The organism is Synechococcus sp. A15-44 (assembly GCF_014280115.1).
Lineage (GTDB): Bacteria > Cyanobacteriota > Cyanobacteriia > PCC-6307 > Cyanobiaceae > Parasynechococcus.
The window spans coordinates 577,986-600,945 of sequence record NZ_CP047938.1 but is presented as its reverse complement, the minus strand read 5'-3'; the positions used below and the strand labels follow the sequence as shown (position 1 = coordinate 600,945).

The 22,960-nt window shown below is 62.4% G+C and carries 23 protein-coding genes and 2 pseudogenes; 10 read left to right on the top strand and 15 right to left on the bottom strand.

The features are described from left to right. The first annotated feature begins 68 nt into the window (after nucleotides 1-68). From SynA1544_RS03315 to fabG, 3 genes are read left to right on the top strand one after another with little or no spacing between them, the layout of a single operon-like run. Nucleotides 69-902, top strand: coding sequence for a glycosyltransferase family 9 protein (locus tag SynA1544_RS03315; RefSeq protein ID WP_115132166.1), 834 nt, complete (start codon nucleotides 69-71; stop codon nucleotides 900-902). Between the two features lie 11 nt (nucleotides 903-913). Beyond that, nucleotides 914-1,969, top strand: coding sequence for a TrkA family potassium uptake protein (locus SynA1544_RS03310; protein ID WP_186514827.1), 1,056 nt, complete (start codon nucleotides 914-916; stop codon nucleotides 1,967-1,969). 47 nt (nucleotides 1,970-2,016) lie between these two features. Beyond that, the gene (gene fabG, locus SynA1544_RS03305; protein ID WP_186514826.1) at nucleotides 2,017-2,769 is read left to right on the top strand and encodes a 3-oxoacyl-[acyl-carrier-protein] reductase; all 753 of its coding nucleotides are present in this window, start codon (nucleotides 2,017-2,019) and stop codon (nucleotides 2,767-2,769) included. A 9-nt stretch (nucleotides 2,770-2,778) separates the two neighbouring features. Here fabG and SynA1544_RS03300 read toward each other — a convergent pair whose 3' ends face one another. After that, nucleotides 2,779-2,955 carry a hypothetical protein gene (locus SynA1544_RS03300; protein ID WP_114988256.1) on the bottom strand — a complete coding sequence of 59 codons (177 nt, stop codon included), beginning with the start codon at nucleotides 2,953-2,955 and terminating at the stop codon, nucleotides 2,779-2,781. 131 nt (nucleotides 2,956-3,086) lie between these two features. On the opposite strand from SynA1544_RS03300, the pseudogene groL reads away from it, so the two are divergent. After that, nucleotides 3,087-4,767, top strand: a pseudogene (groL, locus tag SynA1544_RS03295) (chaperonin GroEL). Here the strand turns inward: groL and SynA1544_RS03290 are convergent. From SynA1544_RS03290 to SynA1544_RS03260, 8 genes and pseudogenes are all read right to left on the bottom strand, one after another. Further along, on the bottom strand, nucleotides 4,768-5,457 hold the full coding sequence (locus SynA1544_RS03290; protein WP_186514825.1) for an N-acetylmannosamine-6-phosphate 2-epimerase: 690 nt from the start codon (nucleotides 5,455-5,457) through the stop codon (nucleotides 4,768-4,770). It abuts the pseudogene before it with no gap. 5 nt (nucleotides 5,458-5,462) lie between these two features. Beyond that, entirely contained in the window at nucleotides 5,463-6,011 is a 549-nt protein-coding gene (locus SynA1544_RS03285; RefSeq protein ID WP_186514824.1) for a hypothetical protein, read from the bottom strand. Between the two features lie 4 nt (nucleotides 6,012-6,015). After that, entirely contained in the window at nucleotides 6,016-6,870 is an 855-nt protein-coding gene (locus tag SynA1544_RS03280) for an ABC transporter permease (RefSeq protein WP_186514823.1), read from the bottom strand. 9 nt (nucleotides 6,871-6,879) lie between these two features. Beyond that, a complete protein-coding gene (locus tag SynA1544_RS03275; RefSeq protein WP_186514822.1) occupies nucleotides 6,880-7,893 on the bottom strand; it encodes an ATP-binding cassette domain-containing protein in 1,014 nt (337 codons plus the stop codon). A gap of 65 nt (nucleotides 7,894-7,958) precedes the next feature. Continuing rightward, nucleotides 7,959-8,090, bottom strand: a complete 132-nt coding sequence (locus SynA1544_RS14625) for a hypothetical protein (RefSeq protein WP_255477774.1) — start codon at nucleotides 8,088-8,090, stop codon at nucleotides 7,959-7,961. A 116-nt stretch (nucleotides 8,091-8,206) separates the two neighbouring features. Further along, nucleotides 8,207-8,914: pseudogene (locus SynA1544_RS03270) on the bottom strand (leucine zipper domain-containing protein); the annotation flags it as partial. A 102-nt stretch (nucleotides 8,915-9,016) separates the two neighbouring features. Beyond that, nucleotides 9,017-10,000 carry a heme o synthase gene (locus tag SynA1544_RS03265; RefSeq protein WP_186514821.1) on the bottom strand — a complete coding sequence of 328 codons (984 nt, stop codon included), beginning with the start codon at nucleotides 9,998-10,000 and terminating at the stop codon, nucleotides 9,017-9,019. After that, a complete protein-coding gene (locus SynA1544_RS03260) occupies nucleotides 9,993-10,919 on the bottom strand; it encodes a heme A synthase (protein WP_186514820.1) in 927 nt (308 codons plus the stop codon). The genes SynA1544_RS03265 and SynA1544_RS03260 overlap by 8 nt, the downstream gene beginning before the upstream one ends. Before the next feature lie 200 nt (nucleotides 10,920-11,119). On the opposite strand from SynA1544_RS03260, the gene SynA1544_RS03255 reads away from it, so the two are divergent. From SynA1544_RS03255 to SynA1544_RS03240, 4 genes are read left to right on the top strand one after another with little or no spacing between them, the layout of a single operon-like run. Then, a complete protein-coding gene (locus tag SynA1544_RS03255; protein WP_186514819.1) occupies nucleotides 11,120-11,950 on the top strand; it encodes a cytochrome c oxidase subunit II in 831 nt (276 codons plus the stop codon). Between the two features lies 1 nt (nucleotide 11,951). Continuing rightward, nucleotides 11,952-13,619: a cytochrome c oxidase subunit I gene (ctaD, locus tag SynA1544_RS03250; RefSeq protein WP_186514818.1), complete on the top strand. Its 1,668-nt coding sequence runs from the start codon at nucleotides 11,952-11,954 to the stop codon at nucleotides 13,617-13,619. Next, a complete protein-coding gene (locus SynA1544_RS03245; RefSeq protein WP_186514817.1) occupies nucleotides 13,616-14,206 on the top strand; it encodes a cytochrome c oxidase subunit 3 in 591 nt (196 codons plus the stop codon). The genes ctaD and SynA1544_RS03245 overlap by 4 nt, the downstream gene beginning before the upstream one ends. Nucleotides 14,207-14,260: 54 nt before the next feature. Beyond that, nucleotides 14,261-14,632 carry an AbrB-like transcriptional regulator gene (locus tag SynA1544_RS03240; protein ID WP_011363609.1) on the top strand — a complete coding sequence of 124 codons (372 nt, stop codon included), beginning with the start codon at nucleotides 14,261-14,263 and terminating at the stop codon, nucleotides 14,630-14,632. On the opposite strand, the gene SynA1544_RS03235 is transcribed toward SynA1544_RS03240, so the two are convergent. Next, a complete protein-coding gene (locus SynA1544_RS03235; RefSeq protein WP_186515425.1) occupies nucleotides 14,617-15,285 on the bottom strand; it encodes a riboflavin synthase in 669 nt (222 codons plus the stop codon). The two genes, SynA1544_RS03240 and SynA1544_RS03235, sit on opposite strands and share 16 nt — an antisense overlap. Before the next feature lie 49 nt (nucleotides 15,286-15,334). On the opposite strand from SynA1544_RS03235, the gene SynA1544_RS03230 reads away from it, so the two are divergent. Both SynA1544_RS03230 and SynA1544_RS03225 read left to right on the top strand, forming a co-directional pair. Further along, entirely contained in the window at nucleotides 15,335-15,883 is a 549-nt protein-coding gene (locus SynA1544_RS03230) for a bifunctional nuclease family protein (RefSeq protein ID WP_186514816.1), read from the top strand. Then, on the top strand, nucleotides 15,880-17,001 hold the full coding sequence (locus SynA1544_RS03225) for an aldo/keto reductase (RefSeq protein ID WP_186514815.1): 1,122 nt from the start codon (nucleotides 15,880-15,882) through the stop codon (nucleotides 16,999-17,001). The genes SynA1544_RS03230 and SynA1544_RS03225 overlap by 4 nt, the downstream gene beginning before the upstream one ends. Here the strand turns inward: SynA1544_RS03225 and SynA1544_RS03220 are convergent. Genes SynA1544_RS03220 through topA form a run of 5 tightly spaced genes read right to left on the bottom strand, consistent with a single transcriptional unit; the run spans nucleotide 16,975 to nucleotide 22,933 of the window. Then, nucleotides 16,975-17,988, bottom strand: coding sequence for a substrate-binding domain-containing protein (locus tag SynA1544_RS03220; RefSeq protein ID WP_186514814.1), 1,014 nt, complete (start codon nucleotides 17,986-17,988; stop codon nucleotides 16,975-16,977). The two genes, SynA1544_RS03225 and SynA1544_RS03220, sit on opposite strands and share 27 nt — an antisense overlap. Further along, nucleotides 17,985-19,184, bottom strand: coding sequence for a nicotinate-nucleotide--dimethylbenzimidazole phosphoribosyltransferase (locus SynA1544_RS03215; protein ID WP_186514813.1), 1,200 nt, complete (start codon nucleotides 19,182-19,184; stop codon nucleotides 17,985-17,987). Before SynA1544_RS03215 ends, SynA1544_RS03220 begins: the two co-directional genes overlap by 4 nt. Continuing rightward, nucleotides 19,156-19,809, bottom strand: coding sequence for a DUF2232 domain-containing protein (locus tag SynA1544_RS03210; protein WP_186514812.1), 654 nt, complete (start codon nucleotides 19,807-19,809; stop codon nucleotides 19,156-19,158). The genes SynA1544_RS03215 and SynA1544_RS03210 overlap by 29 nt, the downstream gene beginning before the upstream one ends. Beyond that, nucleotides 19,806-20,234 carry a hypothetical protein gene (locus tag SynA1544_RS03205; RefSeq protein ID WP_115161513.1) on the bottom strand — a complete coding sequence of 143 codons (429 nt, stop codon included), beginning with the start codon at nucleotides 20,232-20,234 and terminating at the stop codon, nucleotides 19,806-19,808. The genes SynA1544_RS03210 and SynA1544_RS03205 overlap by 4 nt, the downstream gene beginning before the upstream one ends. Then, entirely contained in the window at nucleotides 20,234-22,933 is a 2,700-nt protein-coding gene (gene topA / locus SynA1544_RS03200) for a type I DNA topoisomerase (protein WP_186514811.1), read from the bottom strand. Before topA ends, SynA1544_RS03205 begins: the two co-directional genes overlap by 1 nt. Nucleotides 22,934-22,960: the final 27 nt, after the last annotated feature.

Sequence of the window (22,960 nt, the reverse complement as noted above, 5' to 3'; positions counted from 1 at the left end):
GACTCCTGCCCCAGACAGGCGTAAACGACCTCCATACAATCAGCTCGCACCATGGATGGCGGCGCTGCATGCGAGTTCTTGCCCTGAGCCCGGGTTCGCTCGAAGACCAGCTGGACCGTCTACCGGCTCTGGCCGACATCTGCCAGAAGCTCAACGCCAGCCTGCAGGTGGCCTGTGACCCCCAGCAGGCAGCTCCATGGAAACTTTTGCCGTGCCTGGACAAGCTGTTGCCGTTCAGCTTTGAGGCCAACCCCACCCTTGCGGACTGGGCCAACCTGCTCGGTTGTGTGCGCGAACCCGACTTTCAGATCTGCATCAACTTCGCTGAAGGGCAGCAGGTGAACCTGATGCTGTCGATGAGCCATATCCCCAAACGGTTGGCGGTTGAGGGATTTGCCTGCACCGACCAGGTCAGCGTCGGTCCCGGCTGGACGGCGCAGCGTCTCAACCCCTTTCTTCAGGCCCTGGGCCTTGATCTCAAGGCCGATCAGTTCCGCCTGCCCCTGGCGGCAGAGGCTCTTGAGGAAGCCCGTGAAGCACTGCCCAGCGGTGACGGCCCCCTGCTGTTGCTGTCGCCATCCGGCCAGGGGAATGACTGGCCTGCAGCGGAATGGCACCAGCTGCCTGAGACGATCAAAAGCCGCCTACCGGCGCTGCGCAGCATGGTGCTGCCAGCCGAGCTCAGCCTGACCAAACGGGCGGCTTTGGTGGCCAATGCCGATGTCGTGCTCAGCAGCTGCCCGGTGTCCCAGCGCCTGGCGACCTATTGCGGAACCCCCCTGGTTGCCCTTGGAGCCGAGGCCGCAGACCTTCCCGAGCGCCAGGAGATCCGCTGCCTCAGCCGCCCGCAGGAGCTCGCCACGCTGCAGAGCAGTGATGTGCTGACGGCCCTCGGTTTCTGAGGAGACGTCCGATGAGGCGGCGCCGAGCCAGGGGACAGCTGAAGCTGATCACGGCTCCATGGCGGGGGCCCATCAGTGCCCTCAGTGCTGTGATCTTCGCGGGTGCCCTCGGTTATCGGATCACGGAGGGATGGGACTGGGGCGATTGCCTCTGGATGGTGCTGATCACCATCAGCACCATCGGTTTTGGAGAAGTCGCCCCGCTTTCACCTCCAGGCCGCCTGGTCACCGTCTTGATCGTGGTGGGTGGCTTGGTGGTTGTGCAACTGGCCATCCAACGCGTTCTCGGGCTGAAGGAGTCGGGATATTTCCGCAGACTACGGGAGTTCCGCTTTCTCCGCATGCTGGAAGGCCTTCACGACCACGTGATTCTTTGCGGCTACGGCCGGATCGGACAGGAGATTGCAGCCCAACTGCAACGGGACGCGGTGCCCCTCGTGGTGATCGAAACCGATCCAGAGCGAAAGGCCGTGGCAGACGAGAATGGCCTCTGGGTGCTTCAGGCCGATGCAACCCTCGATGAAACCCTGCTGGACGCAGGTCTGGAACGCTGCTGCAGCCTCGTGGCAGCCCTACCCAGCGATGCCTCCAATCTTTACGTGATCCTCAGCGCCAAGGACCTACGACCGGATTGCCGCTTGATTGCTCGCGCCAACAGCGATGAAGCCGCCTCAAAGCTGCGGCTGGCGGGCGCCACTGTGGTGGTCAGTCCCTATGTGGCTGGTGGCCGGGTGATGGCCGCTTCGGCGCTGCGACCGCTGGCCCTCAACTTCATGGAGCTGTTGGCGGGCTCCGACTATGAAATCGAGGAATTCCAGCTGAGTCACGACCCTCAGCACCTGATGGAGATCCGCGGGCGGAGCCTGGCGGAACTTGAGCTGGGCCGGCGCAGTGGGGCCATGGTGCTGGCGATCCGGGAGAACGGAAAGCTGATCGCCAATCCAGGCGGCGACACCCAGATGGCACCGGGGCAACTCCTGATCGTGCTGGGGAGCAAAACCCAACTCGCCACCTTTCAGTCGTTGCTTGGGGAGGCCGTCGACACGATTGAAACCATGCCGGGTTGAGCTGAATGACGACGGCTCCGTACGATCCTCCGATCAACGGTTCCTCCATGTCTCCCAGCGCTTCTCTTGCCGGACAGACCGCCCTGGTGACGGGAGGAGGTCGCGGCATCGGCCGGGCCATCGCTCTGGCCCTGGGCGAAGCCGGTGCAGAGGTGGTTGTGAACTACTCCAGTTCCGCCGCCGCAGCCGATGAAGTGGTTGCTGCCATCACTACGGCTGGGGGCAAGGCCTACGCCCTGAAGGCCAATGTGTCGGTTGAGGCCGAGGTGGATGGCCTGATCAAGACGGTGCTGGAGCGCAGCGGCCGTTTGGATGTGCTGGTGAACAACGCCGGCATCACGCGGGACGGCCTGCTGATGCGGATGAAAACCGACGATTGGCAATCGGTGATCGACCTCAACCTCAGTGGAGTGTTCCTCTGCACGCGAGCCGTGGCACGCCCGATGCTTAAGCAGAAGAGTGGTCGGATCATCAACATCACCTCCGTTGTGGGGCTGATGGGCAACGCGGGACAGGCCAACTACGCCGCCGCCAAAGCGGGCGTCATCGGTCTCACCCGCAGCACCGCCAAAGAGCTCGCCAGCCGTGGCATCACCGTGAACGCCGTAGCTCCGGGTTTCATTGCCACAGACATGACCAAGGACCTCGATGCGGAGGCCATCCTCAAAGACATCCCCCTGGGAACCTTTGGCACCCAGGAGCAGGTGGCCGGTTCCGTGCGCTTCCTAGCCGCCGACCCGGCCGCGGCCTACATCACAGGCCAGGTGCTGCAGGTGGATGGCGGCATGGTGATGGCCTGACCCTCAGGATCAGGAATCAAGGGGTTGGGCCAACTCATCCCGCAGGCGGCGGATGCGCTGGAGCAGGCGTAACCGACGGCTGCGGGCGGTGGCGGTGAGAAAGATGCGCAAGGGCACGTAAACCAGGGCCATCGAGCCGGCCAGCCCCGCCATCAGAACAAAAAACAGCGCTCCGGATTCGGCCATGACCGGACCCTAATCAGTTCATTTGAGGGCGGCATCCGGGCAGCCCCCAACCATTCGGCTTTCCCCACCACAACGCCTCTCCACGAGGGCCACATCGCTGTGGGACAGTGACCAACGGCGTGCTTGCGACTATGGCCAAACTCCTTTCCTTCTCTGACGAATCCCGCAGCGCCCTTGAGCGGGGGGGTTGATGCACTCGCCGATGCGGTGCGCGTCACGATCGGCCCCCGCGGTCGCAACGTTGTGCTCGAGAAGAAATTCGGCGCACCCGACATCGTCAACGACGGCGACTCAATCGCCCGAGAAATCGAACTGGACGACCCGTTCGAAAACCTTGGCGCCAAGCTGATGCAGCAGGTGTCCTCAAAGACCAAGGACAAGGCCGGCGACGGGACCACCACCGCAACCGTGTTGGCTCAGGCCATGGTGCGGGAAGGTCTGCGCAACACCGCTGCTGGCGCAAGCCCTGTGGAACTCCGCCGAGGCATGGAGAAGGCCGCTGCACAGGTCGTGGCTGGACTGGGCGAGCGGAGCCAGGCCGTCGCCGGCGATGCCATTCGTCAGGTGGCCACGGTGAGCTCCGGGGGTGACGACGAAGTCGGTCGGATGATTGCGGAGGCGATGGACAAGGTGAGCACCGATGGGGTGATCACGGTTGAGGAATCGAAGTCTCTGGCAACGGAACTGGAAATCACCGAGGGCATGGCCTTCGACCGGGGCTACAGCTCCCCCTACTTCGTGACGGATGCCGACCGTCAGGTCTGTGAATTTGAAAATCCCCTGATCCTGCTGACGGATCGCAAGATCAGCACGATCACGGATCTGGTACCCGTGCTGGAAACCGTTCAGAAGAGCGGCTCTCCCCTGCTCATCCTGTCTGAGGAAGTGGAAGGCGAAGCCCTCGCCACCCTGGTGATGAACAAGAGCCGTGGGGTTCTGCAGGTGGCCGCTGTTCGGGCACCCTCCTTTGGCGAACGCCGCAAAGCAGCCCTCGCCGATATCGCCATCCTCACGGGCGGAACGCTGATCAGCGAAGACAAGGCGATGACCCTCGACAAAGTGACCCTCGAGGATCTCGGCAAGGCGCGCCGCGTCACCATCAGCAAGGAGAGCACCACGATCGTCGCCACCGACGACCATCGCCAGGCGGTGAGCAAGCGCGTCGGCGCGATCCGACGTGAACTGGAGGCCACCGAATCCGACTACGACCGCGAAAAGCTCCAGGAGCGGATCGCCAAGCTGGCCGGCGGCGTGGCTGTGATCAAGGTCGGTGCACCGACGGAAACGGAGCTCAAGAACCGCAAACTGCGGATCGAGGATGCCCTGAATGCCACCCGGGCCGCCGTCGAGGAGGGCATCGTTGGGGGAGGCGGCAGCACCTTGCTGCAACTCTCGGACAGCCTGGACGCCCTGGCTTCATCCCTGAACGGCGACCAGCGCACCGGCGTGGAAATCGTGCAGCGGGCACTGACGGCGCCGATTCATCAGATCGCCACCAATGCCGGTCAGAACGGTGATGTTGTGATCGCGGGCATGCGCAGCAGCGGCCAGGGATTCAATGTCCTCAGTGGTGCCTACGAGGACCTGATGGCTGCTGGCATCGTTGATGCCGCCAAGGTGGTGCGCTTGGCCGTGCAGGATTCGATTTCGATCGCTTCTCTGCTGATCACCACCGAGGTTGTGATTGCCGACAAGCCGGAACCCCCTGCACCAGCTCCCGCCGGAGACGGAGACCCCATGGCTGGCATGGGCGGAATGGGTGGCATGGGCATGCCCGGAATGGGCGGCATGGGCATGCCCGGGATGATGTGATCAGCTGATCATTCCCTGGCGATAGGCGATCACCTGGAGGTCCACTCCGGTGATCGCCGTCCCCACCACAACGGTGTCGGCTCCGGCCTGCAATGCCAACCGTGCATCCGCTGGAGAAGCAATTCCCCCCTCACAGATCAGACGAACCGAGCTGGGAAGTTCAGCGCGAAGTGGGGGGAGCAGATCAAACGCAGGGGGGCGCTGTTGTGCCGTGTCTTCTGTGTAGCCGTAGAGCGTGGTCCCAACCCAGTCACAGCCCAGCTCGGCTGCGAGCAGACCGTTCTCGAGCGAATCCACATCAGCCATCAGCGGAGCTCTCAGCTCATCACGGCTGCGCTGGATCAACGCGGCCAGGTCCTGCCCTGCAGGCCGCGGACGGGCTGTGGCATCAATCGCGATCACATCGGCTCCCGCCGACCACACCGCCTGAATTTCTTTCCAGCCCGGGGTGATGTACACAGAGCTGTCCGGGAACGTGCATTTCCAGAGGCCGATGATCAAGGCATCCGGACAGCGCCGACGCACAGCCCCGATGTGTTCAGGGCTTTCCAAGCGCACACCCACAGCACCATTGCGCAGGGCTGCATCCGCCATGGCTGCGATCACATCGGGATCGCGCATCGGCGAACCCTGGGGGGCCTGCACCGAAACGATCAAGCCCTGATCCAGGGATTCAGGGTTGGGAATCATGCTGTTCAGGACGCCTTGGGGAAAGCGTCATCCTCCCGGCGGGGAAGCCAACGCCGCAGCGAACGGGGCGTGCTGATCGGCGGGGCAGGCACAGGTGCCGCCGCAAGGCTGCGTTGAAGCGGCTTTTCTTCAACTGCACTCTCGTCCTCTTCGACGATCGGTTCTTCTTCAGCGACCACCCCGTTCTGCATCACCTCGCTCTCAATCAACACGTCATCTTCAGGCGCAATCTGCTGCTCTTCTTCAACGACCACCTCGTCCTCAGCAACCATTTCAACCTGACCATCCACCTCGTTCTCAACCAAAACGTCGTCTTCAGGAGCAATCTCCTCCTCCGCGACAGGCATCGGCACGGAACTGAACCCATGCTTCGAAACTGAAGGTTCCGGCAAACTCAGATCAAGCTCAGCTGCTCCGTCAAAGCCGTAACGGTGAACCCACTGACTGATCAGACCCGCGAGCAAGGCCAGATCACCTGAGGTTCGGGCCTCCTGGATCTGTTGGGCCAGAGCGTTCTGTCGAGGTGATGGCTGCTGGAACGGAGAAGAGAGCACGGATTCAGGAAAGTTTGCGGTTGAGCAGAGGGCGAATCGCAAGAAACAGCCCGATGGTGAGGACCAGAAGGATCAGCAGGCAACTGGTGCCGGTGACATCCCCATAGGGGGCCTCCAGCAGAACAGCCGAAAGGTCCAGAGGACCCTGGTAAGCCGCTCGAATGGGTTCTATCGCGAAGGTAAGGGGATTCAAGGCCGCAAGCCAGCCCAGCCAGGTCGGCATGAATGACAACGGGGCCAAGGCCGTGCTGGCAAACAGCAACGGCAGGTTGGCCACAAAAATCACAGCGATCAACTCGATGTGCCCCGGCAAAGCGAAGGCCAGTCCGAGGCTGAGGGCCGTCACAGCGAAAACCAGAAGCAGCAACGTCACCAGCACCAGGGCCAGGCCACTGATGCCGGGCCATCCGTAACCGAGCACTGCTGCCGTGCCCATGATCGCCAGACTCTGCAACAGGCTCAACGCCGTGATGTAGATCACCGACGCCAGCACGATGGAACTGCGGCTTCGCAGCGGTGCCACCAGTAGCCGATTGAGGAAACCGAATTCGCGATCAAACATCACCGGCAGGCCGGCATTCAAAGCACCGCTGAAGGCTGTGAAGACAATCACTCCAGCACCAAGAAAACGGCCGTAGCTCATGCCCCCTGGCAACAGCCCCTCGGGGGCATTGGCGAACAGTGCACCGAACAGAATCAACCAGATCAGCGGTTGCAGAACCCCCGCGATCAAGGTCGAAGGGCGACGCATCAGCTGAAGGAACAAGCGCCGGGTGAGCGCCCACGTCTCCTGACTGAGCTCTGACAGGGCTCCGGGTGGCTGCTGCTGGAGAGCAACGGATGCAGTTGGGGAGGTCATCGTTGGCACTCAACGCATGGATTGACGCTTTTCCTGTTTGACGTCGCGCTGGCCGGCGATGGCCAGTTCAGCGTCCATCAGGGTGCGTCCTGTGGCCTGAAGGTAGACATCATCCAGGCTGGGACGACTCTGGGCCAGGGCAAACACAGGCAAACCTGCAGCCTCGAGGGTCTGACGCAGCTGATCGATCACGGCCCCTCCCTCAATCACCAGGTTGAGGGAAAAGCCCTGGGAGCGGTTCACCACCACCTGACGCACCCCATCCAAGGGGTCGAGAAGGGCACGGACCTGGGACGCCTCATCGGCATTGCTGAACTCTCGGATTCGCAGAGTCACGCGATCACCCCCAAGCCGTTGTTTGAGCTGATCAGGGCTGCCTTCGGCAATCACACGGCCGGCGTCGATGATCGCCAACTGATCCGCCAGAGCCTCCACTTCTTCGAGGTAGTGACTGCTCAACAGAACAGTGGTGCCCTCATCAACCAACTGACGCAGCAGCTGCCAGATGGCACTGCGGCTCTCGATATCCAGTCCCACGGTGGGTTCATCGAGCACGAGCAACCGGGGGCGGTGCAACAGACCGGCGGCTAGATCCAGACGCCGCCTCATGCCGCCGGAATAGGTGCCGCAGCGGCGGTCAATCCAATCGCCCATCGCGAGGCGGTCAATCAAATCGGCGATGCGGCTGTCGCGATCGTTCCGCGGCAGGTGGTAAAGATCACCTTGCAATTGCAGCAGTTCCCGGCCACTCAGGATCTTGTCGATGGCCACCTCCTGGGCCACATAACCCATGAGCTGGCGCACTTCTCGTGGCTGCACCAAACCGTCAACACCCCCAACAATCACTGAGCCGCTGTCGGGGGCGAGCAGGGTGGCCAGAATGCGCATGGCCGTTGTTTTGCCGGCACCGTTCGGGCCAAGCAGCCCGTACAGGCATCCTTCAGGAACGGTGAGATCAAGCTCACGCAGAGCCGGTACCGAGCCGTAGGCCTTGGAGATCTTGCGCAGTTCAATCAACGCCATCAGGCACCGTCAGGGACTTGCTCGGCCAATCCAGGGAATCTAGATGTTGTGTCTCACCACGTTGATCAGCAGAGCAGCTCATGGAGCCGCTGCTGAGGAGATCGACCGCCGAGGGCTGAGTGCTTCCTGAGCCGGTTATAGATCGAGAGGTAACGCGGCAGCCAGTTGTCGCGTTCCCGGGAGTTCTGGAAGGCCATCGCATAGGCCCATTCCTTGCAGAGGGTCTGGATGTAGACGCAGTCGGCCGGAGGCCATACCGTTCGGCTTTGCCGTTGGTGCGGGGCGTGTAAGGCCTGGTGCGGATGTGCTTGAGGCCAAGGGCTTTGCAGGCCTTGGCAAAGCTGCGTGAGAGGTATGCGGGACCGTTGTCCGACATCACTTGGCGGCACTCCATGCCATGGCCGTTGAACCAGGCCACAGCACGGCTCAGGAAGCCGATCGCTGTGGCCTGCTGCTCGTCGGCGAGCACCTCGACGTAGGCCAATCGGGTGGCATCGTCGATCGCAACGTGCACACGGTCGTAGCCGACGCCGGCAGAGCGGCCCTGCCGCCGGTTACCGGTGATTCGGTGGCCGACCTTGCGAAAGCGGGCGAGCTTTTTGACGTCGATATGGATCAGGTCTCCGGGATGCTCCCGCTCGTAGCGCTGCACTGGAGGTTTGGGTTCGAGATTTCGCAACCGCCCGAGACCAAGGAGGTTGAGCACCCTGGCCACGGTGGAGAAGGGAGCGGCTAACAGCCTGGCGATGTGCCGGAGGTGGAGGCGTTGGTGACGGAACTCCACGGCCTGTTGCAGTTGCTGTGGATCGAGCGTCCGCCGCTGGCTGCGGCGACCACTGCGTCGATCCACCAGAGCGGCTGCCCCACCTGAGCGGTAACGGGCCAGCCACTTGTAGGCACAGCGGAGGCTGATACCAGCTTCTGCGGCCAGTTCAGCCAGGGAGCGGTGGTGGTTCAGGTGTTGAGAAACCAATCGCAGCCGGCCTCGCTGCGTCAGGCGGGCATTGGCGTGTGTATGCATGGGGCGTGAGGTTTCGGTTGGGCGGTGACACCTCAACCGGTAGCGACCTCACACCTCATTGGCTACTGAACAACCTGCTGAGAAAGAACATCTAGAGAGTGCTCATTGCACCGCCGTTGGCAGGGAGAGAAGTTGCATCACCTGGTGAGCAAAGCCTGAGGCCAGATCCGTCCGGCTGAGAATGAGAAGCAGGCACAGACCAAACAGATAAAGGATCGACCAACGGAACAGGGCCTTGGCATTCACAAGACTGTCGGGATCCAGGGACAGCCGATCGACGAGCTGCAGCAATCGGCCGTTGTAGGGCAGCAGCATCACGCCATAGAAGGCGCCACCTGAAGGCAAAGCAAACACGCCCAAACCGCTGAGCAGAACGGTGATCCAGCCGTAGGTCTTGATCGCCCGCGCCGTCACCACAGGACCCTTCACCACGGGCAGCATCGGGATCCCAACAGCGCGATAGTCCTCGCGCAACAGCAGGGCCAAAGCCCAGAAATGGGCTGGCGTCCAGACCATCACCAAAGCGAACAGCCACCAGCCCCCGAGGCCAACATGGCCCGTGGCGGCCGCCGCCCCAACCAGGGGCGGAATGGCCCCAGCGACACCACCGATGACGATGTTCTGGGACGTCCGCGGCTTGAGCAAGGCTGTGTAGAGCAGCACGTAACTGCAGAGGCCGAGCAGGGACAACCCAGCAGCGAGACAGTTCACACCGCTTACGAGAAGCATCGCCGCCGCGAGGGTGCAGGCGATGGCGCCGATGAATGCACTGGTGGGCGACAGCCGACCGGAGGGGAGTGCGCGACCGCTGGTGCGGGCCATCCGGCCATCGAGATCCTGCTCCCACAAGCAGTTCAGAACCCCTGCAGCAGCGGAGGCAAGCGCCCCTCCCCCCAGGGTGCAGACGAGCCGAGGCGATGAGAGCGGCCAGCCTTCACTGAGAGCCATTCCACCCAGGGTGGTGGCCAGCAGCAAAGGGATCAGGCGGGGCTTGGCCACTTCCAGCCAGGCCGGAAGTTTCACCCGCTTGCGGGAGGGAACGACCTCCTCACGAGTCGGACGAATGGTTGCGGTGATTTCAGCCATGACAGGCCTCCAACGAGGTGTCGTCGAGGACGACGGAACGGGACGGTGAGGGGAGGTTCGGAGAGCGAACCAGAAGCGCCGCCAGCAGAGCGATCAGCAGGGCAGCCACGAGTTGATGCGCAACGGTCACCCCCGGTTGCGACAAACCAAGACGGAGGGTGAGAACGCCAAGGGCCACCTGAACCAGCACCAGGAGCACCACCCCGCCCAGCCAGGGCCACTGCTGGCGAGCCCAACCACCCGCCAGGAGTGCAGCCGCGGCGAAGGCGAGCAGAACAACAGCCACCGGCATCGCCGTGACGCGATGGGAGAGCACCAGATGACAGGCATCGCCACCAGCGAGGCAACGCTGCCCTGCCCATGCGGTGGCCATGCGACCACCGAGCAGACACTGCACGAAGACCGACAACAGACCAAGCAGTGCCGCGATGCGCCACCAGAGCGGAGCGGTTGCGGCAACGGGATGCAGCAGTCGTTGCGTCAACCCACTCAGGAGCGCCACAAGCGTGAGAGCAAGACCGAGATGGGCTGTCACCACAGCGGAGGGGAGCAGCTGGGTCACCGTCAAAGCACCCAAAGCTCCCTGCATGGCCACGAGGAGCATCAGAGCTGCCGCCAGCCAGGGCAGCCAGCGCGGCAATTGCCGCCGCTGGAGTGTTGTGGTCACAGCCATCACCACCAGGGCGATGCCAATAACGAAGGCGTCGAGGCGGTGAAACCACTCCAAGAACACCTGCACGTTCATCTGGCGACCCGGCAGAAACGAGCCGAAGCACAGGGGCCAGTCCGGACAGGCCAGGCCGGCCTCCATCACCCGGGTCGCCCCTCCGATCACCACCAAGGCGATCACGGCAACCACTAGATGAGCCGACAACAACCCAAGACGTCGACGCAATGTCGACATTGAGGAAAGCATCATCGAACAAGCTCCATCCGATGCACCCATAAGGGATTGCTTGGACCGTAGCGATGCAGAAGATGACGTCACGCTGTGTGGACGTCTGCAACACAAATGAGGAAAAATCATCCCCTTTTCCTGACATAAATAAGGCCTTAACAATCACTTCATGGAGAACCGCAGCCAGGCCCATACGCTGTTGAAAACCTGGGATTGATCAGGTGCAGATCCCATCCGCCATTCTCACGTTGGTGATCGGGATGGTCCTTGCTCTGGGCGGCCTATGGATCGGCCAGAACATCAACCTTCTCCCCATCGATGCGAGCGCCAACGCGCCGATTTACGACGAGCTTTTTAAGGTTCTATTCACGATTGGCAGCATTCTTTTTATCGGAATCGTTGGCCTTCTCGTGTTCAGCCTGATTCGCTTTCGGCGACGCAGCGGCCAGCTCGGCGACGGCCTTGCCATCGAAGGAAATCTGCCACTTGAAATTTTCTGGACAGCTGTTCCTGCCGTTGTGGTGCTGTTTGTTGGTCTGTACAGCTACGACATTTACGACCGGATGGGTGGCATGGTGCCTCTGGCTCATGACCACATGGGCGAAGCCCACGACGAACAGATCTGGGGAGGCATCAGTTCAGGCTCGATTGAATCAGCCGCCGCAACAAATGCTTTACCCATTGAAGTGACAGCCATGCAATTTGCCTTCCTCTTTCATTACCCAGAGGGAGACATCACGTCAGGTGAACTTCATGTGCCCGCCGATCGACCGATCACTCTGCGGATGGAAGCCAAAGATGTGATTCATGCCTTCTGGGTGCCTGAATTTCGCTTGAAGCAAGACGTCATTCCCGGCCAACCAACCCAGCTGAGTTTCACACCCACACGCACCGGCCGTTATCCAATCGTGTGCGCCGAACTCTGTGGGCCCTACCACGGTGGAATGCGCTCCACCGTTGTAGTGGAAAGCCCGGAGGACTGGCACAGCTGGTACAGGGACAACGCCAAAGCCGCACCTGAAGACGAAACACTCACCATCGCGAACGCCTGAGATGACCATCAGCTTGCCCCCGGAAACGTCCAGCCCTCCACGGCTTCAACCCAGCGGCTGGTTGCGGTATTTCAGCTTCAGCGTTGATCACAAGGTGATCGGGCTGCAGTACCTCGTCTGCGGCTTTGTTTTTTATCTGATTGGCGGGGCCCTAGCCGGTGCCATTCGCACCGAACTCACCAGTCCCATGTCCGACTTCATGGCACGTGATGTCTACAACCAGGTGCTGACGCTCCACGGCACGGTGATGATCTTTCTCTGGATTGTCCCCGTGGTGAATGGTGCTTTTGGAAACTATTTGATCCCCTTTTATGTGGGTGCAAGGGACATGGCCTTCCCGCGCCTGAATGCCGTGGCGTTCTGGCTGATCCCTCCAGCCGGTTTGATGCTGATCACCAGCTATTTCCTCACAGGGGCTGCGCAATCGGGCTGGACGGCCTATCCACCTCTGAGCATCACCACACCAGCAACGGGCCAAATCATCTGGATCTTGAGCGTGCTGCTCCTGGGCGGAAGTTCGATCTTCGGAGGCATCAACTTCATCGCCACCATTCTCAAACTGCGTCGCCCCGGTTTGAAACTAATGCAGCTCCCCATGTATTGCTGGGCGATGCTGGGCACCAGCATTCTTGTGGTTCTCTCAACACCGGTTCTGGCGGGAACGTTGGTGTTGCTGAGTTTCGACATCGTTGCCCATACAGGCTTCTTCAACCCCACCCTTGGGGGAAACGTGGTTGTTTACCAGCATCTGTTCTGGTTCTATTCGCACCCAGCCGTTTACATCATGGTCTTGCCGGCCTTCGGCTTGGTGAGCGAAATCCTGCCGGTTCATGCCCGCAAGCCGCTGTTCGGCTACGTGACGATGGTGTATTCGATCATGGCCATCGTTGTGTTGGGCCTGATTGTGTGGGCGCACCACATGTTCACCAGCGGCACACCTCCCTGGATGCGCCTGTTCTTCACCATTGCAACCGCATTCATCGCCGTTCCCACCGGCATCAAATTCTTCAACTGGTTGGCAACACTCTGGGGCGGCCGCATCAGCCTCAACAGCGCCATGCTGTTTTCCTGCGGTTTCATCGTGAACTTCGTGCTCGGAGGCATCACAGGGGTCGCCCTGGCGCAGGTGCCGTTCGACATTCATGTGCACGACACCTACTTCGTCGTCGCGCACTTCCACTACATCGTCTTCGGTGGATCGGTGTTCGTGATCTTCGCCTCGATCTACCACTGGTATCCCAAGTTCACCGGCCGGATGCTCAATGAAGATCTCGGCCGCCTGCACTGTGCCCTCACGTTCATCGGCTTCAACCTGTGCTTCGGCCCCCAGCACTGGCTGGGCCTCAATGGGATGCCGCGACGCGTTGCTGAATACGACCCCCAATTCACCCTGATCAATCAGATCAGCTCCGTCGGAGCCCTGCTGATGGCCATCAGCACCCTGCCTTTCCTCTGGAATGTGATCCACAGCGCCCTCAGCGGTCCTGTCGCAGGCGACAACCCCTGGAAAGCACTCACGCCCGAATGGCTGACCAGTTCTCCGCCACCGGTCGAAAACTGGATTGGTGAGGCCCCTCTGGTGGAAGAGCCCTACGGCTACGGCGTCCCACCGGACGAGCTGGACCTGACCGCAACCAGCGGTCGTGATCTCTGGAGCAGCGGCAAATGACCACCATAGTTCCCACGAAGGATCAGAACCACAGCCATGGGGAGCATCCCGATCACCGCATGTTCGGCCTGGCCACATTTCTTGTGGCGGACGCCATGACCTTCGCCGGCTTCTTTGCGGCCTACCTCACCTTCAAAGCGGTCAATCCCCTACCGGATGGAGCCATCTATGAACTGGAGCTCCCCCTGCCCATCCTCAACACCGTTCTGCTCCTGGTGAGCAGTGCCACCTTCCACCGGGCCGGCCAGGCAATCCGACAGGACGACCACAGCCGCTGTCGACGCTGGCTGCTGATCACCGCAGGCCTCGGAATGGCCTTTCTGGTGAGCCAGATGGTGGAGTACTTCACACTCCCCTTCGGTCTCACCGACAACCTTTACGCCAGCACCTTCTTCGCCGCCACGGGATTTCATGGTCTCCACGTGACCCTTGGCGCCCTGATGATCCTGATCGTCTGGTGGCAGGCGAGGCAGCCGCAGGGCCGTGTGACTGCAGCCGACCACTTCCCCCTGGAAGCAGCGGAGTTGTACTGGCACTTTGTTGATGGGATCTGGGTGATTCTTTTCGTGATCCTTTATCTGCTCTGATCCCTTGCCTTGATTGGCGAGCATGGCCAGAATTCAGTTGAATTAATTCCTGAAATGCTGGTCGGCAAGGAACTGCTGGACAAGGCCAGATCGCTCAGCAATCGGCCGGAAGATGACATCGCCCGCGGCTGCGGCTACGTCGGCCCCAGCGGACGACTGCTGAAAAAGAGTTTCTATCGGGCTCTGGTGGAGGCCAAAGCGGCGGCTCAGGGATGGCAATTGCCGAAAAGCAGCAGCAGTTCCTCAGGCGGAAGCCGAGGTCGCCAGGCCGAATTCCGAACCCGTGTGCATGGCAACGGCAACCTGCTGATCGGCCACGCTTACACCCGTCGGCTCGGCCTGGAACCCGGCCAGGAGTTCAAGATCGAGCTGCAGCGGGACTCCGGAATGATCGTTCTGCAGCAGATGGATCAAGACCAGCCATGAGCCGCCAGCCAGCTGGCTGAAAGATTCTCGGTCTTGTCTTGGCCATCGGTGTTTCCGTCATCGGCAGCGGCGGCATGCAGCAGCCGCTCGGCGTAACGGGCCAGTTGATCGGCCTCCAGGTTCACGGTGTCCCCGACAGCCAGGTGTTTCAGGGTCGTCGCCTCCCAGGTGTGGGGGATGACGGCGAGTCTGAATGTCGTTCCATCGGCTGAACAGTCAGCCACCGTGAGGCTGATCCCATCCACCGCGATGCTGGCCTTCTCACAGACATAACGGCCGAATCGGGGATCCGACCAGCGGAGCGACAGGGCCCAGGAGTGGGGGAGGGTCTCCACGCAGGTGACTTCTCCAGTCGCATCCACATGACCGCTCACCAGATGACCTCCAAGGCGGTCGCTCAGTCGAAGCGCTGGCTCGAGGTTCACCGCTCCACCACGGTCCGCTTTGCGTCCCAACGTGGTGCGGCGCAGGGTTTCCTCACTCACATCGGCGCGGAAACCATCCGCGATCAGCTCTGCTGCCGTGAGGCAAACGCCATCCACAGCCACGCTGTCGCCAAGGGCCAACGGGGCAAAAGGAGCGCAGCCCCAAACCACCACCGCCCCGGCACGGCGCTCGATCCTTCCAACTGACTGCACCAGCCCAGTGAACATCGCTCCCAGCGGCTCTCTGGCCATAATCGGATAGAGCTGCGCCGCCGACATGGTCGAAATGAGCGTCGCCGGAATCGCCCTCGATGCCGCCAGCCGCACACCCATGGTGCTGCTGCGGGATCCCAGTGGCCGCCGTCAGGTGCCGATCTGGATCGATCAGGCGCAAGCCCACAACATCATGGCCGGACTGCAGGGGGCGGCACCACCACGCCCCCTCAGCCATGACCTGATGGCAGCACTGTTGGTGGCTGGGGGGCTCGAACTGGAGCGCGTGATCGTCCACGCGATTGAGGACAGCACCTTTCATGCAGTGTTGAAGCTGCGACCCGATCTGGACGAAGCCGAGTTGGCTGAAAACGAAGTGCTGGAACTGATTGAAGTGGATGCCCGACCCAGCGACGCCATTGCGCTGGCGATCCGCACGGGCAGCGGCATCTGGATGCTGGAAGAGGTGGTGGCGGAAGCCTCGATACCGGTGGATGCGGAGGCGGATGCGGAAGATCAAAGTGCCTTCAGCCGTTTCGTCGACGACCTCAGCCCTGCGGCCTTGGTGCGCCATCTGCGCAACCAAGACAGCGAGACGCCCTCAGAGGAGTGAACACCCGCGCCTTCGGCAGCGGCCGCCCCGTCAGCCTGTTCACCCTCGGCACGATGCGTGCCCTGAACTCGGCGGCCCAGATGGCCGAGGTGCTTGACGCGGCAGCAGCAGCTGGGATCAATCATCTGGAAACCGCCCCGGCCTACGGACCTGCGGAACGTTTTCTGGGAGAGGCCCTTCGCCAGAACAGCCGCACAGACTCTGACCACTGGGTGATCACCAGCAAACTGCTGCCAGGGCTGAGCTTCGAGGAAGGACAACGCCGCCTTGATCAGATTCTGGAGCGGCTGGGCTGTCCACAGCTCGACAACCTCGCCATCCATGGCCTCAACCGGGAGGAGCATCTGAACTGGGCCCTGGTGGGCGATGGAGCCAAGCTTCTGGACTGGGCCGTCAGCAGTGGCCGCGTCAGCCAGGTGGGCTTCAGCAGCCATGGCAACAACCCGCTGATCGATCGGGCGCTGCGCAGCCAGCGCTTCAGGTTCTGCAGCCTGCACTTGCATTGGCTGGATCCCCAGCGTCTGCCCCTGGCCCGTTGGGCCCTGGCGCACGGCCTCGGTGTGATGGCGATCTCCCCTGCCGACAAAGGTGGTCGCCTCCAGGCCCCCAGCCCAACACTGGTGGAGGACTGCACCCCCTTTGCCCCCCTCGAGCTGGCCTACCGGTTCCTGCTGGCACAGGGCATCAGCACCCTGACCGTTGGCGCCGCAGCTGCAGGGGATCTTCAACTCGCCGCAACCCTGGCGCAGGGGGATGGGCCCCTCAGCCAGGCCGAGCAACAGGCTCTGGTCACGGCAGAGCTTCGGCAGCAGGAACGGCTTGGCCAGGAGCATTGCAAGCAGTGCCAGGCCTGCCTTCCCTGTCCGAACGAGGTTCCTATCCCCGAACTCTTGCGGCTGCGCAATCTGGCCATTGGCCATGGGCTTACCGAATTTGCGCAGGAGCGCTACAACCTCATTGGCCGTGCTGGCCACTGGTGGGAAGAGCACGACGCCTCCGCCTGTGAACGCTGTGGGGAGTGCCTTCCCCGTTGCCCGCATCACTTGCCCATTCCTGATTTGCTGGCGGACACCCACCAACGCTTGAAGGCTTCACCGCGACGGCGGCTCTGGAGCTGAATCACGCCAGCGCTCTTCCAGGGCGCTCCGATCTTCGGGCAACAGCGGTGGCAGCGACCAGCAGCGCGACCAGGTGTCTGCGGACGGAAAGAGCAGAGGCCGCAGACGCGCCGATAGGGCGGTCTGGTCCACCATCAGCCCTGGCGATGCAATCGGAGCCCGCCATCCCTGCTGCACCAAGCGGCGACGCAGGGGATCCCGCCATCCATGCTCGACCCAGCGCTGGGGAACCGGTTCACGACTGGCCTCCGGCCTAAGCAGAACAGTCCAGTGCAAGGGAGCGCCGGAGGCAGGCAGGATCGCCCGAAGACGGGGATCACGCCCCAACAGAGCGATGCAGCGGCTCAGGGGAAGAACCACCACCTTGGCCTCACCCTTAAGCAACCAGTTGGTGGCTTGACGGTCGTCATAGGTGAGAGCCTGGCGACGCAGCGCAGACAAAGCCTGGCCTCCTCCCAAATGGTCCGCCAGGCTCATGACCAAGCGGGGGCTGGCGGGAAGCACTACACGCCCTGCCATGGCGGAATCCAGCAACAGGGGCCACCCCTCCTGGGTCATGGCCGGGTCATCCCTTAGCAGCATCACCCAGGGGCTGACAGCCAGCGGCAACACCCGATCCTGAAGAGCACCGAGGCTGGCCAGCAGAGCCTTGGCCTGACCATCCAACTGGCTCAGGAGCGGTTCAGAGGCAATGGGCTGGAGCGTGTCCGCTGGATGGGCATCAAGCCATCCATCACCGATCACCAACACATCGGCACGCGCCTGATCCGCCGGCCTCCAGTCCTGCTGGGCTGGAGCCAACGTCAGGCTCCAGGGCTTGGGCAAGGCATCAGCCCACGCTTTCGGCAAAACCCCAGCCGGAGCCATCAGGGTTGGCGCGGATGTCGCCGGACGACAGCCCGCCAGCAGCACGGTTCCCGTCGCCCCGATCATCTGGAGCACTTGGCGCCGGCGCAGGGGACCCAACCGCTCTCTCCAGACGTTCATGGGCTTGACGTTACGGGGCGGCTGAGCAGCTGCTCTAGGGCGTGCTCACAATCCAGCACCAGATCGGCACAAGAGCATCCACGCAACTGGGCGAGCAGCAAAAGAGCGCCGGCCCCCACCCCTTCTTTCACATAGCCCCGTTCGTAGTCACGCAAGGGTTGATGGGTGCTGCTGTGAAAACGCACGCCACAGGCCAGAACGGTGAGGGCAGAGGCCAGGTGGCTCGCAGTGGCATCCACCAGCCCGCCGAAGGGGGACTGACCTGCCAGATCCGCACCCTCATCAGCGAGCCAACCGGTGGTGCCGATCAGCACCTGGGCCGCCAGCTGGTCCCGCTGACGGGCGGGCAAAGCCTGCATCGCCAAGGCCAGAACAGCCAGCATCTGGCAACCGCCCCCCAGCAACAACGGTTGTCCCGCGGACACCGCACCCACCACCACCCCTGCGGTAAAGGCCTGAAAAGGGTCACCAACAGCAGCCAGGATCTGCTCGGCCGAAGGATGCGCACCAAGCGAAGCCCGCTGAAGCCCTCGGACAACGAGATCTTGCTTGAGTTGCTGCGGCGGATGAAGAGCACTACCGCTGATCAGATGGGCAACCTCCACGCCGAGGGCCGTTAACACCGCTTGAGCGGTTGTGGTGCCCCCTGGAACACACTCCGCCACCACCAAGGGGCGTTGCAACCCCCGCCCCAGCAGCTCTCCCTGTCGCCACAACTGCTGCACCCGCGGCAATGGCATCGCCGCACCACTGGACAGGCAGGCCGAGGGGCCTTGGTCCAGGGGCTCGATGTGCAGGTGAGGAAAATCGGGTTTCTGAGCCAAGCCGAGGGCCGCCACCTGCGGCCTCAACGTCAAGCGTCGCGCCGCGACATGGCTGAGCAGGGCGGGGGAGACGCCAGCGGGCAGAGGCGGCAGAGGCCAACGGCGCTGCCGCGCCGGCCCGTGAATCAGTAGCTCCGCATCAGCCAGGGCGGTGTAGCGCCGCGAAGCCACGGTGGAGCCAGCGGCTGAAATCCCTTCATGCTCAGCCGTTTGTGTGGCCGCCAGAACGAGCAAAAGATCCAGCGGTTGATCGTTGGAGGTCCAGGGACGAAGTGCCGCTGCGTCCAACCTGCGTGCACCGAGACCTCCCAGCTGCTGGCAGCCCTCAGGCAACAGCGAGGCTTCAGAGGGGATCGAGGGCAATGAGTCCATGCAGCAGCCTCGGGGGCTCCGGAATCGGTGATTTCAGGCGGGGAAAGATCCAGTACGCCAAAGCGTGAAGAGACAGCACATAGATGACCTCCTGAACCACCACCAACAGCAACGCCATCAACTGCACCTGGGTGAGATCCGGTGTGATCGGCAGATGCAGTACCGCGATCAAGCGCTCGAGCAGAGCGGAACCGGCCCGGGTGATCACGACCCAGAGGTTTTCTCCCACGAGCAACGAAAGCACCAGAACTCGCACCAAAAACCCTGCCGTTCCAAGAACAACGCCCCCCGACCAGCTCAGCCACCAGCTGATCCCCCGGCACCAGCTCCAGCCCAGCCAGAGCGACAAAAGTCCGTAGGGAAACAGCAGCAGCGGTCCACGCAAAGGACCCATCAAGGCGGTGAGCAGCAGCACAGAGAGCAGCAGACCCTCTGCACCGGAACGGTTGCCACGACGCAACTGCAGCAGGATCAGGGGCAAGGGAAGGGCCAGACGGAACAGCGCACCACCCACCGGCAAGTAGTACAGAGCCAACCAGATCAGCCCAGTCGCGGCCGCGAGATATGCCCCCTCAACCAGCCTCAGAGCCTGCTGGCGGCCCAACCGGGGGGTCGCGTCGGTCATGGTTCAACCCGCTCAATCCGTTCCACCGCAAAGCCAACATCCGCCTCACGCAGGGCGCGGGTGACGGCTTCAGCAGGAGCGGCAGGGTCGGCTCCGGCCAAACGGATGGTGATCCGGTAGGGCGCTTGGGGCAGACGTTGGGATGACACCGTCCGTGGTTTTGGCTGCGGAACAGGATCAGGAGCATCCGTTGCCTCAGGCAGGGAAACAGCCTTGGCCGCCGGCGTGGAGGGAGTCGCAGCAGTAGGGCTGGCAACCGATGGGCTGACAACTGTTGGGCTGGCCTTCACAACCGGTGCGGGCGCAGCTGCCTGAGCCGGCCTGGCTTCAGGTACCGCGAAGGAGCGTTCCAACTGTTCAGCGACCGGTGTGCCGGCACAGGCCTGCAGGAGCCCCACAGGCAGCAGCCAAAGCAGACGGGCCATCAGCTGTCAGCCGGCTTGATCACCCGCACCGCACTGGCCCTGAGCCGACCGGTTTTGGTGGTGGCGGGGGGTTTCTTGGCCGCTGGTTTCTTGGCCGCTGGTTTTTTCGCGGCTGGTTTTTTCGCGGCGGTTTTACGACCGCCCTTCTTCGATGCTGCCTTGGCGGCAAGCAGTTCCACAGCTTCTTCAAGGGTCACATCGTCAGCGCCCTTGCCTTCCGGCAGCGAGGCATTCACCTTGCCCTGTTTGACGTACAGGCCGTAAGGACCGTCATAGACCTGAATCGTTTCATCACTGCCCTCCGGCTTACCGAGGTCCTTGAGGGCGGTGCGTCCACCCCGACCCCGTTTGGGCATGGCCAGCAGCTCAAGGGCACGGCTCAGCCCCACCGCCAGAACATCGTCATCCCCCTTGAGCGATCGGTAATCCTTCTCGCCCTTGCCCTTGTCCCAGACGACGTAAGGACCAAAGCGGCCAAGCCCCGCCTGAATGCGCCCACCATCGGGGTGTTCACCGAGAAGACGCGGCAAACGGAGCAGTCCGAGGGCATCCTCCAGGGTGAGATCCTCCGGCTTCTGCCCCTTGGGCAGAGACGCACGTTTGGGCTTGGGGTTCTCATCACTCACCTGGCCCCGCTGCACGTAAGGGCCGTACTGACCGAAGAGCAGGTAGACCAGATCCCCCGTTTCCGGATCCTCACCGATGGCTTCGGGGCCGTCGGCCTTCTGTTTGAGGATCAATTCGGCCTGCTCTTCATCCAGGTCAGCCGGAGTGATCTCCCGGGGCAAGGTGGCCTTGATCAGCTCTTCCTCACCGTCGTCGCTGACCCGTTTGGCCTCCAGGTAGGCGCCGAAGCGGCCGATGCGAACCACGGAGGACAAGCCCTCCAGACCGATGGTGCGGGATGCGCCGGGGTCAATGTCCCCTTCCCGTTGCTGCACCTGGTTTTCCAGGCCCTCATCACCCTTGTAGAAGCCCTCCAGGTAAGGCAACCACTGCACCTTGCCGTGGGAGATCTCATCGAGGGTGTTCTCCATTCGAGCGGTGAAGCTGGTGTCCACCAGTTCAGGGAAATGCTCCTCGAGCAACGCCGTCACAGCAAAGGCGGTGAAGCTGGGGGTCAGGGCGTTGCCCAACAGCGTGGCGTAGCCGCGATCCACGATCGTTCCAATGATCGAGGCGTAGGTCGACGGCCGGCCGATGCCTTCCTTTTCCAGCATCTTCACCAGCGATGCCTCGCTGAACCGTGCCGGCGGCTGGGTCTGATGGCCAAGGGGCTCAACGGTCTTCGGCTCCGGTGCATCGCCAACGCTCAACGCCGGCAGCAACACTTCCTGACCCTCAAGGGCCGCATCGGGATCATCACTGCCTTCCACGTAGGCGCGGAAGAAACCGGGGAAGTCGATGCGCTTGCCGCTGGCCCGGAAACTGGCCTCGCCTGAGCTGAGATCCACCGAGAGCATCGTGAGCCTGGCTTCAGCCATCTGGCTGGCCACGGTGCGCTTCCAGATCAGCTCATACACCGCCAGATCTCGCCCATCCAGACCGGTTTCACCGGGGGTTCGGAAGCTTTCGCCGGATGGACGAATCGCTTCATGGGCCTCCTGGGCATTGCGGGCTTTGGTGCTGAACTGCCGCGGCCCTTTGCTCAGATACTCCTTGCCGTAAAGGCTCTCCACGCAGTTGCGGGATGCGTTGATCGCCTGATCCGACAAGTGAACCGAGTCGGTCCGCATGTAGGTGATGAAACCGCGTTCGTAGAGCCCCTGGGCACAGCGCATGGTTTCCCGGGCTGAAAGGCGCAGCTTGCGATTCGCCTCCTGTTGAAGGGTGCTGGTGGTGAAGGGAGGCACCGGCTTGCGCACGGTGGGCTTCTCCTCCACCGCATCCACAGTCCAGGCGCTGGTTCGCACGGATTCAGCCAACGCCTTGGCCTCGCTCTCGCTGAGCAGCCGCACGGCACTGCCCGCCTTCAGCCCGCCGGTGCTCTCGTCGAAGTCGTTACCGGTGGCGATCCGCTGGCCACCCACATGGGTCAGCTTGGCCTCAAAGGCACTGCCCGACTGCTCAAGCTGGGCCTTGAGGTCCCAGTAACTGCCGCTGCGGAAGGCGCGACGGGCCCGTTCCCGTTGAACCAGGAGCCGAACCGCAACGGACTGCACCCGCCCGGCGGAGAGTCCCCAGGCCACCTTTTTCCAGAGGAGAGGGGACAGGGTGTACCCCACAAGGCGATCCAAAATCCGCCGGGTTTCCTGGGCATGGACCAGCTCCATGTCCAGGTCGCGGGTCTGATCCAGAGCCTTGCCGATGGCCTCCTTGGTGATCTCGTGAAACACCATGCGCTTCACCGGTACCTTCGGCGCCAGCAGCTGGAGGAGGTGCCAACTGATGCTTTCGCCTTCCCGGTCTTCGTCCGTCGCCAGCAGCAACTGATCAGCACCCTTGAGGGCGTCCTTGAGTTCGCGAACCGTCTTCTTCTTGTCCTTCGGGACCACGTACAGCGGCTCGAAATCCGCGTCGGTGTTCACACCGAGGTTGGCCCATTTCTGCCCCTTGGCCGATGCCGGAATCTCGCTGGCGTTGTTAGGAAGGTCGCGGACATGCCCCATCGAGGCTTCGACCTTGAATCCCTTGGGAAGGAAGCCACGGATGGTCTTGGCCTTCGTGGGGCTCTCAACGATGACGAGGGTGTGCGCCACTAGCGGCAGGTAAACCGTTCCCCTTCT

Bases quoted from the DNA above. Each gene is read 5' to 3' on its own strand.
- SynA1544_RS03290 (WP_186514825.1), bottom strand. From the start codon at position 5,457: ATGATTCCCAACCCTGAATCCCTGGATCAGGGCTTGATCGTTTCGGTG.
- ctaD (WP_186514818.1), top strand. From the start codon at position 11,952: ATGACCATCAGCTTGCCCCCGGAAACGTCCAGCCCTCCACGGCTTCAA.
- SynA1544_RS03245 (WP_186514817.1), top strand. From the start codon at position 13,616: ATGACCACCATAGTTCCCACGAAGGATCAGAACCACAGCCATGGGGAG.
- SynA1544_RS03210 (WP_186514812.1), bottom strand. From the start codon at position 19,809: ATGACCGACGCGACCCCCCGGTTGGGCCGCCAGCAGGCTCTGAGGCTG.
- SynA1544_RS03230 (WP_186514816.1), top strand. From the start codon at position 15,335: ATGGTCGAAATGAGCGTCGCCGGAATCGCCCTCGATGCCGCCAGCCGC.
- SynA1544_RS03310 (WP_186514827.1), top strand. From the start codon at position 914: ATGAGGCGGCGCCGAGCCAGGGGACAGCTGAAGCTGATCACGGCTCCA.
- SynA1544_RS03275 (WP_186514822.1), bottom strand. From the start codon at position 7,893: ATGGCGTTGATTGAACTGCGCAAGATCTCCAAGGCCTACGGCTCGGTA.
- SynA1544_RS14625 (WP_255477774.1), bottom strand. From the start codon at position 8,090: ATGGCCTTCCAGAACTCCCGGGAACGCGACAACTGGCTGCCGCGTTAC.
- SynA1544_RS03300 (WP_114988256.1), bottom strand. From the start codon at position 2,955: ATGGCCGAATCCGGAGCGCTGTTTTTTGTTCTGATGGCGGGGCTGGCC.
- fabG (WP_186514826.1), top strand. From the start codon at position 2,017: ATGTCTCCCAGCGCTTCTCTTGCCGGACAGACCGCCCTGGTGACGGGA.
- SynA1544_RS03280 (WP_186514823.1), bottom strand. From the start codon at position 6,870: ATGACCTCCCCAACTGCATCCGTTGCTCTCCAGCAGCAGCCACCCGGA.
- SynA1544_RS03215 (WP_186514813.1), bottom strand. From the start codon at position 19,184: ATGGACTCATTGCCCTCGATCCCCTCTGAAGCCTCGCTGTTGCCTGAG.
- SynA1544_RS03205 (WP_115161513.1), bottom strand. From the start codon at position 20,234: ATGGCCCGTCTGCTTTGGCTGCTGCCTGTGGGGCTCCTGCAGGCCTGT.
- SynA1544_RS03260 (WP_186514820.1), bottom strand. From the start codon at position 10,919: ATGATGCTTTCCTCAATGTCGACATTGCGTCGACGTCTTGGGTTGTTG.
- SynA1544_RS03315 (WP_115132166.1), top strand. From the start codon at position 69: ATGCGAGTTCTTGCCCTGAGCCCGGGTTCGCTCGAAGACCAGCTGGAC.
- SynA1544_RS03265 (WP_186514821.1), bottom strand. From the start codon at position 10,000: ATGGCTGAAATCACCGCAACCATTCGTCCGACTCGTGAGGAGGTCGTT.
- SynA1544_RS03235 (WP_186515425.1), bottom strand. From the start codon at position 15,285: ATGTTCACTGGGCTGGTGCAGTCAGTTGGAAGGATCGAGCGCCGTGCC.
- SynA1544_RS03240 (WP_011363609.1), top strand. From the start codon at position 14,261: ATGCTGGTCGGCAAGGAACTGCTGGACAAGGCCAGATCGCTCAGCAAT.
- SynA1544_RS03220 (WP_186514814.1), bottom strand. From the start codon at position 17,988: ATGAACGTCTGGAGAGAGCGGTTGGGTCCCCTGCGCCGGCGCCAAGTG.